The 13,148-nt window shown below is 60.7% G+C and carries 11 protein-coding genes, 1 pseudogene and 1 other annotated feature; of the genes and pseudogenes, 3 read left to right on the top strand and 9 right to left on the bottom strand.

The window, feature by feature from the left end; translation table 11 throughout:
• Positions 1-49 precede the first annotated feature (49 nt).
• Entirely contained in the window at positions 50-589 is a 540-nt protein-coding gene (locus tag AC6BYQ_RS02010) for a septation protein A (protein WP_019452719.1), read from the bottom strand.
• 221 nt (positions 590-810) lie between these two features.
• Here AC6BYQ_RS02010 and AC6BYQ_RS02005 point away from each other — a divergent pair, with 221 nt between their 5' ends.
• Positions 811-2,514 carry a SulP family inorganic anion transporter gene (locus AC6BYQ_RS02005; protein ID WP_309530376.1) on the top strand — a complete coding sequence of 568 codons (1,704 nt, stop codon included), beginning with the start codon at positions 811-813 and terminating at the stop codon, positions 2,512-2,514.
• 52 nt (positions 2,515-2,566) lie between these two features.
• On the opposite strand, the gene AC6BYQ_RS02000 is transcribed toward AC6BYQ_RS02005, so the two are convergent.
• Both AC6BYQ_RS02000 and AC6BYQ_RS01995 read right to left on the bottom strand, forming a co-directional pair.
• A complete protein-coding gene (locus AC6BYQ_RS02000) occupies positions 2,567-3,319 on the bottom strand; it encodes a YciC family protein (protein ID WP_019452717.1) in 753 nt (250 codons plus the stop codon).
• A gap of 34 nt (positions 3,320-3,353) precedes the next feature.
• Positions 3,354-3,788, bottom strand: coding sequence for a YkgJ family cysteine cluster protein (locus AC6BYQ_RS01995; protein WP_498056216.1), 435 nt, complete (start codon positions 3,786-3,788; stop codon positions 3,354-3,356).
• Positions 3,789-4,074: 286 nt separating this feature from the next.
• Between AC6BYQ_RS01995 and ompW the strand changes: the two genes are divergently transcribed.
• Positions 4,075-4,707, top strand: coding sequence for an outer membrane protein OmpW (gene ompW / locus AC6BYQ_RS01990; RefSeq protein WP_019452715.1), 633 nt, complete (start codon positions 4,075-4,077; stop codon positions 4,705-4,707).
• Between the two features lie 42 nt (positions 4,708-4,749).
• Here ompW and AC6BYQ_RS01985 read toward each other — a convergent pair whose 3' ends face one another.
• From AC6BYQ_RS01985 to AC6BYQ_RS01960, 6 genes and pseudogenes are all read right to left on the bottom strand, one after another.
• Positions 4,750-5,064: a BON domain-containing protein gene (locus tag AC6BYQ_RS01985; protein ID WP_019452714.1), complete on the bottom strand. Its 315-nt coding sequence runs from the start codon at positions 5,062-5,064 to the stop codon at positions 4,750-4,752.
• A gap of 217 nt (positions 5,065-5,281) precedes the next feature.
• Positions 5,282-6,088, bottom strand: a complete 807-nt coding sequence (gene trpA / locus AC6BYQ_RS01980) for a tryptophan synthase subunit alpha (RefSeq protein ID WP_498056215.1) — start codon at positions 6,086-6,088, stop codon at positions 5,282-5,284.
• Positions 6,088-7,278, bottom strand: a complete 1,191-nt coding sequence (trpB, locus tag AC6BYQ_RS01975) for a tryptophan synthase subunit beta (RefSeq protein ID WP_049242960.1) — start codon at positions 7,276-7,278, stop codon at positions 6,088-6,090. Before trpB ends, trpA begins: the two co-directional genes overlap by 1 nt.
• Positions 7,279-7,319: 41 nt before the next feature.
• Complete coding sequence (trpCF, locus tag AC6BYQ_RS01970; RefSeq protein ID WP_498056318.1) at positions 7,320-8,681, bottom strand: bifunctional indole-3-glycerol-phosphate synthase TrpC/phosphoribosylanthranilate isomerase TrpF; 1,362 nt, start codon at positions 8,679-8,681, stop codon at positions 7,320-7,322.
• A gap of 3 nt (positions 8,682-8,684) precedes the next feature.
• Positions 8,685-10,281: pseudogene (gene trpD, locus AC6BYQ_RS01965) on the bottom strand (bifunctional anthranilate synthase glutamate amidotransferase component TrpG/anthranilate phosphoribosyltransferase TrpD).
• The gene (locus AC6BYQ_RS01960) at positions 10,281-11,843 is read right to left on the bottom strand and encodes an anthranilate synthase component 1 (RefSeq protein WP_197667999.1); all 1,563 of its coding nucleotides are present in this window, start codon (positions 11,841-11,843) and stop codon (positions 10,281-10,283) included. Before AC6BYQ_RS01960 ends, trpD begins: the two are co-directional and overlap by 1 nt.
• A gap of 24 nt (positions 11,844-11,867) precedes the next feature.
• Positions 11,868-11,971: a sequence feature (Trp leader region), on the bottom strand.
• Positions 11,972-12,225: 254 nt separating this feature from the next.
• Here AC6BYQ_RS01960 and rnm point away from each other — a divergent pair.
• A complete protein-coding gene (rnm, locus tag AC6BYQ_RS01955; RefSeq protein WP_498056214.1) occupies positions 12,226-13,107 on the top strand; it encodes an RNase RNM in 882 nt (293 codons plus the stop codon).
• The last annotated feature ends 41 nt before the right edge of the window (positions 13,108-13,148 follow it).

Genomic DNA, 13,148 nt, shown 5'->3' with positions numbered 1-13,148 from the left:
CACTTCATACTGCCCGCGGCAAGCGCCGCAGGCATTAACAAATTTGTAACTATTTTTTCTGTTCTGCCGGCATGTGCCGGTAAATATAGATACCGCTAAGCAGGGTGAATACCAGCGTCAACACCGTCAGGCCAAAGACTTTGAAATTGACCCAGACGCTTTGCGGCAGCCAGAAAGCGACATAGATATTCGCCAGGCCGCAGGCCAGGAAGAAGACCGCCCAGGCCAGGTTGAGGTTGCTCCACACTTTGTCCGGCAGCGTCAGCTCTTTGCCCAGCATGCGTTGAACCAGCGGCTTTTTGAGCACCCACTGGCTGATCAGCAGCGCCAGCGCGAACAGCGCGTAAATCACCGTCACTTTCCACTTGATGAACAAATCGTTGTGGAACACCAGCGTCAGAGTGCCGAACACCAACACCATCAGGAAGGTGATCAGCGTCATCTTCTCAACCTTGCGGTATTTCACCCAGGTGAACACCAGCGCCAGTGCGGTGGCGACGATTAACGCGCCAGAGGCGACGTAAATGTCGTACAGCTTGTAAAAAGCGAAAAAGACAATCAACGGGAGAAAATCAAGAAACTGCTTCATAAATCAATCCATCATCTGTTCATCGGCCGACTATACCGGATTCGGCGGGCTCTGTGTACCGCCGGACGTTGCCGATTATCGGCGTTTGGCCGGCGGATTTCTGCCGCGAAAGCAGGAATTTGCATAAACTTACGCAAGAAAGCACGGTTGCATTGCCAGAGTCGGCCGCAGGTCGCATAGTAAGTGCCATAATAACCAGATAATTTACCGCGGAAAACAGCATGCAGTGGAAATCTCTCCAGGCCCTGACGCCTGGTTTGACGCATTTATTGGGGTATCAACGCGGTTGGCTCAAGCCGGATATTCGCGCCGGTCTTTCCGTCGCCGCCGTCGCCTTGCCGGTGGCCATCGCCTACGCCGAGCTGGCCGGCGTCAGCCCGGTTGTCGGGCTCTATTCCTGTATCTTGCCGATGGTGGCCTATGCGCTGTTCGGTTCGTCACGCCAGCTGATCGTCGGGCCCGACGCCGCCACCTGTGCGGTGATCGCCGCGGTGGTGACGCCGCTGGCGGCGGGCAATATGGAACGCCATTGGCAACTGACCATCATGATGACCGCCATGATGGGGGGATGGTGCCTGCTGGCCAGCCGGTTCAAGCTGGGGGCGTTGGCGGATCTGCTGTCGCGGCCGATTCTCAGCGGGCTGCTGAACGGCGTGGCGCTGACCATTATCGTCGATCAAATCGGCAAGGTGTTGGGGTTCACGGTGCATCAGGCGCAGCTGATCGAACGCATCTACGCGCTGCCGAGTAACCTGCTGCACAGCGATTGGCTGACGATGGCGGTGTCGCTGCTGACGTTGGTGACGCTGCTTGGATTCAAAAAATGGCGGCCTAACTGGCCGGCGCCGCTGTTCGCCATCGTGCTGGCGGCGTTCGTTACCTGGGCCGGCGGCTTGCAGCAGCATGGCGTGGTGACGGTGGGTGGCTTCAGCGGCGTGTTGCCGATCGTCCAGTGGCCGGACTTTCAGCCTGGTTTGCTGCGCGACATGGTGATCCCGGCGCTCAACCTGGCGGTGGTGAGCTTTGTCAGCATGATGCTTACTGCCCGCAGCTTCGCCGCCAAGAACGGTTATGAGGTCAACGCCGACGCCGAGTTTCGCGCGTTGGGGCTGGTGAATATCGTTTCGGCGCTGTCGCAAGGTTTCGCCATCAGCGGTGCGGACTCGCGCACCGCGGTGAATGACGCCAACGGTGGCAAGAGCCAGCTGGTGTCGATCATCGCCGCAGCGGTAATCGCCTTCGTCTTGCTGTTCCTGATGGCGCCGCTGCAGTTTATTCCGGTGGCGGGATTGGGCGTGGTGCTGATGTATGCGGCCTGGTCGCTGCTGGACATTCGCGGCATCTGGGTCTTGCGCCGTCGCAACGCTCAGGCTTTCCGCCTGGCGCTGTTTACCTTCCTCAGCGTGCTGCTGGTGGGGGTGATCAGCGGTATCGGCTTGGCGGTCTTGCTCGGATTGATGCAGTTTCTGCGCACCGTCTTCCGGCCGACGGAACAGCTGCTGGGGGTCAACGACGAAGGCATGATCCATTCCATGGGCAACAACAATGGCGTGAAGGCGGTGCCTGGCGTCATGATGTACCGCTTCAATTCGCCGCTGACCTATTTCAACGTGGCGTATTTTAAACGCCGCATCCTCAATTTGGTCGACGGCACTCCGTTCCAGCCGCGCTGGGTGGTGGTGGACGCGGTGGCCAGCTTTACCCATGCCGACATCAGCGTACTGGCGGCCATCGACGAACTGAAACGCGACTTATTGCAGCGTAACGTTAAGCTGGTACTGGCGGGGCGCCGCACCGAGCTGACGCGCTGGTTCCGCATCAACCGATTGGGGCGTGACAAAGAGCTGATTTTGGTGCCGGACCTGTATCTGGCGCTGAAGCTGATTCAGAGTAAGGAGCAGGCGGAAGCCGCCACGGCGGGGTAAACAAAAAAGGGGCGCGCCGAAGCGTGCCCCTTGGGTTTTGGTGGCGCCGGCCTTAGCCGCGCAGCAGCATATACAGACGGAACAGATAGATCAGCAGCAGGGCGGACACCAGGTTGCTCAACGCGGTCAACACTACGCTGGCGACGTTCGGCGTCAGCACCGACAGATGGCTCACCAGGAACAGCACCAGCAGCTTGGCCGCCAGCCACAGCATCATCGCCGGCACAATCACGCGCGCATTGGCGAAGGCCAGTTTGCTGCTCAACTTGAGCGAAGCGAACACGCCTTTTTTGTCGACGGAGGCGATCACCGGCGCCAGCGCGAAGGCGATCGCCATGATCACGCCCGGCACCACAAACAGCGTCAGACCGAGCTGGATCAGCAGGGTGCAGATAAACAGCAGCAGCAACAGGCGCGGCAGATCGGGCGCCGAAGCGCCGAGCGCGCGCAGGGCGCTGGTGCGTTGCCCTTGCGACACCAGACGGATCAGCGTCAGCATCCCGCCGACCAGCAGCACGTTGCCGACCAGGGCGGAGAAGGTGGCGGCGGCCGACACTTTCAGCAGCACCATCTGCTGTTCCGGCGTCATCTGCTGGATCACTTCCTGAATGCCCATGCCGGTAGACGAGGCGAAATCGCTGGTGGTGGCAGCGAGCGTCGCCAACTGTTCGGCATCGGGGCTGAAGGCCTGATTCAGCAGCACGGAGATAAACGCCGTCAACAGCGCCAGCATCAGGATGCTGGCCAGTTGGTTACGTAAAAAGTTAAAACTGTCACGGTACAAAGCGTTGGCCGTGATAGGCATGCAGACTCCTTGGCGTCGGGAAAACAGAGATAAATCAGTGGGTGATTGTACCCTGTTCCACGCCGCTGTGGCACCCCGCGAATTGCACTACGCCTATTTCTTCAACGATCGTCGTCTCAGGCAGCGAAAGCGGCAAGGGCAACGGCGGCAGGCCGTAACGTTCGCGAGCGCGATCGCAGGCTTCGTTGCGCAGGCCGTTTTCACCGGACTGATCGAACTCTCTGCACGGGCTGGGCCGATTGAGGTAGATCGAGCAGGACACGGCGGTGCCGATCTCGCCGTCCAGTGCGGTACAGCGTGGGGACTTGCTGTTGGTCCCCTGCATGCAGCGTAGGAACGGGGTCAAAGGCTCCGTTAGGGAAAGAGGGACGGTGCCGCCGCCGTCTTCGGCTTCGGCCCAATAGAATGACACTCGAAAATAACCGCAGCATGCGCCGCAGCTGACACAGGGATTAAGGATTTCGCTCATCTTGATTGCCCGCCGACTCCTTACGGCACCAACCAAAACCAACACGGAAAACGAAATTACCTCAGCCGCATTTTTCTCCGCAACTGAAATTTGAACATGTAGATAATTTGCAACAAAATCGATTTTTTGATGCAGATCAATCCTTGATTTATTAAGCGGTTAGGTAACCTTGTTTTTAGTAGGATTTTAAATTTTTACACATAAGATGTGATCTCGATGGGATCACAAATACCCGAAAGTAGGTATATTCCTCCCCGAGAGATTAACCACACAAATGGAATGGATAATGAAAAAGACAACTCTGGTGGTATTGGCGACGATGATGGCGCCTATGTTGGCAAGTGCGCATCAGGCTGGTGATTTCCTGTTCCGCGCGGGTACCGCGACGGTACGCCCGAATGCGGGGTCGGACAACGTGCTGGGCTTAGGTTCTCTGGATGCGAAAAACAACACCCAGCTCGGCCTGACCTTCGGGTATATGGTGACGGACAACATTGGCGTTGAGCTGTTGGCCGCAACCCCGTTCCGCCACAAGGTGACGCTGGGCGGCACCGATCTGGCGACCGTTCACCAACTGCCGCCAACGCTGATGGCGCAATACTACTTCGGCGACAAGCAGGACAAACTGCGTCCTTACCTGGGCGTCGGCGTTAACTACACCACCTTCTTCGACGAGAAGTTCAACGACTACGGTAAAAGCGCCGGGTTGAGCAACCTCGATCTGAAAGACTCCTGGGGTGTGGCGGCGCAGGCCGGTCTGGATTACAACCTGGACGAACACTGGATGCTGAACATGTCGGTGTGGTGGATGAACATCGAAACCAAAACTCGCTTCAACGATGCGAATGGTGGGCACCACAGCTTCGATACGCGTCTGGATCCGTGGGTGTTCATGTTCGGGGCGGGTTACCGCTTCTGATCAAAGCCGTAAGCAGGGAGGCGCAAGGCCTCCCTGTCGGTATTATTTAAGCTGCATCACGTTGTCAACCGATTTCACGCCGGCAACGCCGCGAGTAACCTGCACCGCACGGTTGGCGTCATCGCTGGACGTCACGAAACCGCTCAGCTGAACGCGTCCTTTAAAGGTTTCCACGCTGATCTCGCGCGACTTAATGTTTTTATCCGCCAGCAGCGCCGATTTCACTTTGGTGGTGATCACCGTGTCATCGATATAGCCGCCCGTTCCCTCAGATTTTGCCGTTGGCGCGCAAGCGCTCACCGCGACCGCCACAACGGCTGCCATGCACAAGGCCGAAAGGGTTTTAAAAAGCTTCATAAATTACTCTCCATGCAATGTTATGGTTAAAACTCGCGACGGTGTATCGCCACTGCGAGCGCATTCCCCAAATCAAACGAAGAAATGCATAGCGAACAAAGTTCATTGTGAGACAAGACGGCGGTTTGTTCAAATTTTTGCGGTAAATAAATGGAACAAACTTTGAAGGGAAACAAGCTGTTAAAGCGAGCGCCGGCAGGGCGCTCGCCAAAGAGGATCATGCCCGGGTGGCGTGCTTCATCGCGCTGACGAAGGTCGCCAGTTTAGCCAGCATCTCCGCCGGGTTGGCATGGTGCTGTTCGATGATTTTGACGATGGCCGAGCCGGAGATCGCGCCGGCGGCGCCGGCCTGCAGCGCGGCCTTCACCTGCTCCGGTTCGGAGATGCCAAAGCCCTGCAGCGGCGGCGCGGCGTGGTACTCGCGCAGCTTGTTCACCAGATGATGCAGCGGCAGCTGCGCCCGGCTTTCGGTGCCGGTTACGCCGGCGCGCGACAGCAGGTAGGTATAGCCGCGGCCGTGCGAAGCGATTTCTCGCAGCAGCTCGTCATCGGCGTTCGGTGGGCAGATGAAGATCGGCGCGATACCGTGGCGCGCGGCGGCAGCGCGGAACGGCGCAGACTCTTCAAACGGCACGTCGGCGACCAGCACCGAATCCACGCCCACTTCGGCGCAGCGTTGGTAAAACGCATCGATGCCTTTATGGAACACCAGATTGGCATACATCAGCAGGCCGATAGGAATGGTCGGGTGCTTTTGGCGGATGGCCGCCAGCATCTCGAAGCACTGGGTCGGGGTGACGCCGGCGGCGAAGGCGCGCAGCGTCGCGTTCTGGATCGTCGGCCCGTCCGCCAGGGGATCGGAGAAGGGGATGCCCAGCTCCAGCGCGTCGGCGCCGGCTTCAATCAGGGTGTCGATAATCTGCAGCGACAGCGCCGGGTTGGGATCGCCCAGCGTGACGAACGGGACGAATACGCCTTCCTTGCTGCTTTCCAGACGCGTGAACAGTTGCTGATAACGTTCCATCAGATTTCTCCCCGTGCTTTCAAAATGTCGTGAACGGTAAATATGTCTTTGTCGCCGCGGCCGGACAGGTTGACCACCAGGATCTGCTCTTTCTGCGGCGTTTCACGGATCATTTTCAGCGCGTGCGCCAGGGCGTGCGAAGATTCCAGCGCCGGGATGATGCCTTCATGGCGCGACAGCGCCTTGAACGCTTCCAGCGCTTCGTCGTCGGTGATTGACACGTATTCTGCGCGGCCGATGCTGTTCAGGTAGGCGTGCTGTGGCCCGACGGACGGGAAGTCCAGCCCGGCGGAGATCGAATAGGACTCTTCAATCTGGCCTTCGTCGGTTTGCATCATCGGCGCTTTCATGCCGAAGTAGATGCCGACGTGGCCATGCTTGAGCGGCGCGCCGTGCTGACCGGTTTCGATGCCCAGACCGGCGGGTTCCACGCCGATCAGGCCCACTTCGGCGTCATCGATAAAATCGGCGAACATGCCGATGGCGTTGGAGCCGCCGCCGACGCAGGCGATGACCGCATCCGGCAGACGGCCTTCACGCTCCAGCACCTGCGCTTTGGTCTCTTCGCCGATCATGCGCTGGAATTCACGCACGATGGTGGGATACGGGTGCGGGCCGGCGGCGGTGCCGAGCATATAGTGCGCGGTTTCATAGCTGCCGGACCAGTCGCGCAACGCTTCGTTGCAGGCGTCTTTCAGCGTGGCGGAGCCGCTGTGTACCGGGATCACTTCCGCACCCATCAGCCGCATGCGGAACACGTTCGGCGACTGGCGCTCGACGTCCTTGGCACCCATATAGATGCGGCATTTCAGGCCGAGCAGCGCGCAGGCCAGCGCGGAGGCGACCCCGTGTTGACCGGCGCCGGTTTCCGCGATGATCTCGGTTTTGCCCATGCGTTTGGCCAGCAGGGCCTGGCCCAGCACCTGGTTGGTTTTGTGCGCGCCGCCGTGCAGCAGATCTTCACGCTTCAGATAGAGCTTGGTGTTGCTGCCGGCGGTGAGGTTTTTGCACAGCGTCAACGCCGTTGGGCGGCCCGCGTAGTTCTTCAACAGATCGATAAATTCTGCCTGAAACGCCGGATCGCGCTGAGCGCTGACAAAGGCTTCTTCCAGTTGTTTCAAGGCCGGCATCAGAATTTGCGGCACGTATTGGCCACCAAATTCGCCGAAGTAGGGGTTAAGCAGCGTCATGAGAGTTCCCGTTATTATCCGTTATTAATGTAGAGCCATATTCAGTAGGCGCGCAGGGTTTGGAAAACCGATGCCAGGCGCGCGGGATCTTTGATGCCCGGTTCGCTTTCCACGCCGGAGTTCAAGTCCAGACCGGCGCAGCCGAGCTTGGCCGCTTCAACGCAGTTGTCTGCGCGCAGGCCGCCCGCCAGCATGACGTTAGTCAGGTCTTCGCCTTGCAATACCGACCAGTCGAAGCGTTGGCCGGTGCCGCCTGCGCCGTTGTCCAGCAGATAGCGATCGACATGCTGCAGATCGCGCGCCGGCACCCGATCTTTCACGCTCAGTGCTTTCCAGATGCGACAATCGGCCGGCAAACGGGCGCGCAGGGCGCTGATATAGGCCTGGTCTTCCGCACCGTGCAGCTGAACCGCCTGCAAGCCGAGACGCTCAACGGTCAACGCCACGGTATCGACCTGGGCGTCGCAGAATACGCCGACGTACTTCAGCGGCGCGCCGGAGATCACTTCACGGGCGCGGGTGATGTCCACATAGCGCGGTGAACGGCCGACGAAAATCAGCCCGCCGTAGATGGCGCCGGCCTGATAAGCGGCGGCGGCGTCCTGTGGGCGAGTCAGTCCGCACACTTTGTTGTCACCGAGGATCACGCGGCGCACGGCGGCGCGCAGATCGGGTTCCGACATCAACGCGCTGCCGATCAGGAAGCCGTTGGCGTAGTGGCTCAGCTCGCGAATCTGCCCGTAGTTGTTGATGCCCGATTCGCTGATCACCGTCACGCCGTGCGGCACGCGCGGCGCCAACTGACGGGTGCGGTTCAGGTCGATGCTCAGATCGCGCAGATCGCGGTTATTGATGCCGACTACCCGCGCTTCCAGCGCGATCGCACGCTGCAGCTCTTCTTCACTGATCACTTCGGTCAGCACGCCCATATTGAGGCTGTGGGCCACTGCCGCCAGTTGGCGGTACTGTTCGTCGGTCAACACCGACAGCATCAGCAGGATGGCGTCGGCCTGATAGTAGCGCGCCAGGTAAATCTGATACGGATCGATGATAAAGTCTTTGCACAACACCGGCTGGCTGACGGTTTGACTGACCAGCGGCAGGAAGTCGAAGCTGCCCTGGAAGTATTTCTCGTCGGTCAACACCGAGATCGCCGAGGCGAAATCTTTATAGACCGAGGCGATCTCCACCGGATCAAAATTCTCGCGAATCAGTCCCTTGGAAGGCGAGGCCTTCTTGCATTCGAGAATGAAAGCCGTCCGGGTGCCCTGCAGCGCGTGGTAGAAGCTGCGTTCGCTCGGTACGATGTCATTCTGAAAGCCGGCCAGGGGCTGTTGCTGTTGTCGCGCCGCGATCCATTGCGCTTTGTCGCGGACAATCTTGTGTAGCACGGTTTCCTGCATCATTTATCCTCTTGCCGCCAGTGCGATGACACGCTCATAGGCCTGCCCGCTGTTGATCATATCCAGTGCCTGCCGCGCATTTTGGCGCAGGTCTTCATGTCCGAATAACTTCAGAAGCAACGCGACGTTGGCCGCGACCGCCGCGGCGTGCGCCGGCTCGCCTTTACCTTGTAACAGCCGCGCCAAAATGTCACGGTTTTCTTCCGGCGTGCCGCCCAGCAAGGCTTCCAGCGGATAGGTTTCCAATCCGAAGGACTGCGGCGTGAGCTGGTAGCTGCTGATTTCGCCGTTGTTCAATTCTGCCACGTGCGTCGGGGCGTGGATCGCCACCTCGTCCATGCCGCCGCCGTGGACCACCGCCGCGCGCTGATAGCCCAGCACGCGCAGGGTTTCGGCGATCGGCAACACCAGTTCCGGGCTGTAAACGCCGATCAGCGCCAGCGGCGGACGCGCCGGGTTGATCAGCGGGCCCAGCACGTTGAACAGCGTGCGGGTCTTCAGCTGCTGGCGCACCGGCATGGCGTGACGAAAGCCGGTGTGGTACTGCGGCGCGAACAGGAAGCACACGCCGAGATCGTCCAGCGCCTTGCGCGCTTCTTCCGCCGGCAGATCCAGGCGGATGCCGAACGCCGCCAGCAGATCCGAGGAGCCGGAGCGGCTGGAGACGCTGCGGTTGCCGTGCTTGGCGATCTTCGCGCCGCACGCCGCCGCCACGAAGGCGCTGGCGGTGGAGATATTGATGCTGTTGGTGCCGTCGCCGCCGGTGCCGACGATATCGGCGAACAGATAGTCAGGGCGCGGGAACGGCTGAGCGTCGTCCAGCAGCGCTTTGGCGGCGCCGGCGATCTCTTCCGGGCGTTCGCCGCGGACCTTCATGCTGATCAACGCCGCCGCCAGTTGGCTCGGCTCCAGTTCGCCGCGCACGATGGCGCTGAACAGCTGTTGGCTTTCCTGCTGGCTCATCGACTCGGCGCGGTACAGTTTCTCAAGAATAGGTTGCATCGTCGTGTTCCTTATATTACTTCGCCAGCGCCCAGGCCAGGGTCTGCTCAAGCAGGCGCGCGCCGTGGGTGGTCAGAATCGATTCCGGGTGGAACTGGAAGCCGCACACGCGGCGGCGGTCGTCGCGCACCGCCATCACCATCTCGCCGAAACGGGCGTTGACGGTGAGGTCGGCCGGGATGTTGCTGCCGACCAGCGAGTGGTAGCGCGCCACCGGCAGCGGATTGACCATGCCGGCGAACATGCCTTCACCGTCGTGAACGATCGCCGAGGCTTTGCCGTGCAGAATTTCACCCGCCTGGCCGACCTGGCCGCCGTAGGCTTCGACGATCGCCTGGTGGCCGAGACAGATGCCGATGATCGGCAGTTGGCCGCACAGACGCTGCAGCAGTTCCGGCATGCAGCCCGCTTCGGAAGGGGCGCCGGGGCCGGGCGACAGCATCAGCACCGGCTGTTCCATCTGTTGCAGACGCTCGATGATCACCTCGGCGGCGATCTGATTACGGTAAATCACTACCTGGTGGCCACTGGCGCGCAGCTGATCGACCAGGTTGTAGGTAAAGGAATCGACGTTGTCGAGCAGCAGGATATCGGCCATCAGAACACCTCCTTGGCATGGTGCGCAGTGGCGATGGCGCGCAGCACGGCACGGGCTTTATTACGGGTTTCGTCGGCTTCCGCCTGCGGGATGGAATCCAGCACTACGCCGGCGCCGGCCTGCACGGTGGCGATGCCGTTTTCAACGTAGGCGGAGCGAATGACGATGCAGGTATCCAGATCGCCGGTGGCGGTGAAGTAGCCCACCGCGCCACCGTAGCTGCCGCGGCGCGTGCCTTCGGAGGCGGCGATCAGCTGCATCGCCCGCACTTTCGGCGCGCCGCTGAGGGTGCCCATGTTCATGCAGGCCTGGTAGGCGTGCAGTACGTCGAGATCGGCGCGCAGGGTGCCCACCACGCGGGAAACCAGATGCATGACGAACGAATAGCGGTCTACTTTGGTCAGGTCGGCCACGTAGCGGCTGCCGGCCTGGCAGATGCGCGCCAGATCGTTGCGCGCCAGATCGACCAGCATCAGGTGCTCGGCCAGCTCTTTGTGGTCGGTGCGCATTTCCAGCTCGATACGGCTGTCGAGATCCAGATCCAACGAACCGTCGGCACGGCGACCGCGCGGGCGGGTGCCGGCGATCGGGTAGATTTCAATTTGGCGATTGCCCGCATCGTATTTCAGCGCGCTCTCCGGCGAAGCGCCGAACAGGGTGAAGTCATCATCCTGCATGAAGAACATGTACGGGCTGGGGTTGTTGTCTTTTAAGGTCTGGTAGGCCGCCAGCGGCGCCGGGCACGGCAGGGAGAAGCGGCGCGACGGCACCACCTGGAAAATCTCGCCGTGACGGATCGCTTCCTGCAGCTCGCTGACCACCGCGCCGTACTCTTCGTCGCTCTGGTTACAGCTCAGCTGCATGTTCTCCAGCTTTTGGTGCGGGATCGGCTGCGGGGTTTGTTGCAACTCGGCCTGCAGCTGTTCCAGACGCTGCTGCAGGCGCTGTGTCTCGCTCGCTTGTTCGCTGAAAACGCTGGCCTGCAGGCGGGCCGAGCCGCGCTGGTGATCCAGCACCAGCAGAGTTTCCGCCAGATAGAAGCAGAAGTCCGGGCAACGCTGATCCTGGCGCAGCGCCGGCAGGTTTTCGAAACCGGCGACCAGGTCATAGGCGAACAGGCCGCCCAGCATCACGGCTTCGCGCTCGTCCGCCGGAGAGTCGACCAGCGTCAGCAGCGTGCGCAGCGCGTCGAACACCGACAGTGAACGCAGGCGGGCGTCTTCGTCCTGCACCGCGTCGATCGTCGGGAAGGTCAGCTCGCGGCCGTTAGGGCGTGCCTGATTGCGCACCTCGGGCGGCAGCGCTTCGTCCAGCAGCGGCAGCAGCGCCGCGCCGTTGGCGGTCAGCGCCTGCACGCTGACGGTGTGGCCCAGCGCGGTGATGCGCAGCGCGCTGTCGATCACCAACAGGCTCTGAAGATTCTGTTTGCTGTTGATTTCCGCCGACTCCAGCAGCAGGGTGGCCGGCCGCGCGCCGCACAGCTGGTGGAAAATGGTGGTGGGGTCGCCCCGGTAGCTGGCTTGCGCCTTCAGCAGTGTCAGTTGTGGTTTGGTGTTCATCATCGGTGGTTCCAGTGAATTCTGTCCATAAAAAAGCCCGCATCAGGTGCGGGCTCAGGAAATCTGCATTGTCAGATGACAGCTATGCGCGATTACACCGCCCGCAAGAGGGAGGTACGCCACCAACCGTGAAGAGAAATGTATTTGTTCATTTGCAGACTCTCTCTGTTAACTCTCATCCGACACGGCCGTTGCCGTGAACTTGTGTACTAGTTAACTGGTTCGGCGAGGCAAAGTCAACCCTCTTTTTGCACAATGTTTTAGCGGTCAGCGTGAATTCTATTCATCCTCCGCCTGACGCCTACGGCTGGGGGGAAGAATAGATTTCCGTCCGGCCGCCGATCGCGGGTATGATAGAAAGCCAAGCCATTGCCGGATAGCCGTTTTGACAGACAGTAACCCTCAATCCACCGCTTTTACTCTGTACGATCTCCACAGCCACACGACCGCCTCCGATGGCTACCTGACGCCGACGCAGCTGGTGCAGCGCGCGGTTGAGATGCGCGTGGGCGTGCTGGCGATCACCGATCACGATACCACCGCCGGGCTGGCCGAGGCCGCCGCCGCCATTGCGGCACAGGCGTTGCCGTTACGCTTGGTCAACGGGGTGGAGATCTCGACGCTGTGGGAAAATCATGAGATCCATATCGTTGGGCTGGGCATGGACGTCGCGCACCCGGCGCTGGTGTCGCTGTTGGCGGCACAAACCGAACGCCGCAACCAACGGGCGCAAGAGATCGGCGTGCGGCTGGGTAAAGCGCGCATTCCCGACGCCTATGCCGGCGCCCAGCGGCTGGCGGGCGACGGCGCGGTAACCCGTGGCCATTTCGCCCGTTACCTGGTGGAGATCGGCGTGGCGGACAATATGGCGCAGGTGTTCAAGAAATACCTGGCCAAGGGCAAAACCGGCTATGTGCCGCCGCAGTGGTGTACAATAGAACAAGCCATTGATGCGATTCATCAATCGGGCGGCCAGGCGGTGATGGCGCATCCGGGCCGTTACGATCTGACCGCGAAGTGGTTGAAGCGTCTGTTAGTGCATTTCGCCGAACACGGCGGTGACGCCATGGAAGTGGCGCAGTGTCAGCAGGCGCCGCACGAGCGCACTCAGCTGGCCAAATACGCGCAGGATTACCGCCTGTTGGCCTCGCAAGGTTCTGATTTTCATCAGCCTTGTTCGTGGATCGAGCTGGGGCGCAAGCTATGGTTGCCGGGCGGCGTCGAGCCGGTGTGGCGCGATTGGCCGCAGTCGGGCGAGGCGGTCTGATTTTACGCGCGTGGCGACGCGCGCGGGCATCATTTTAGGAG

It is taken from the genome of Serratia sp. LTN-2 (assembly GCF_059740205.1).
The sequence above is the reverse complement of the archived record's forward strand: the minus strand, read 5'-3'. Positions and strand labels throughout refer to the sequence as shown.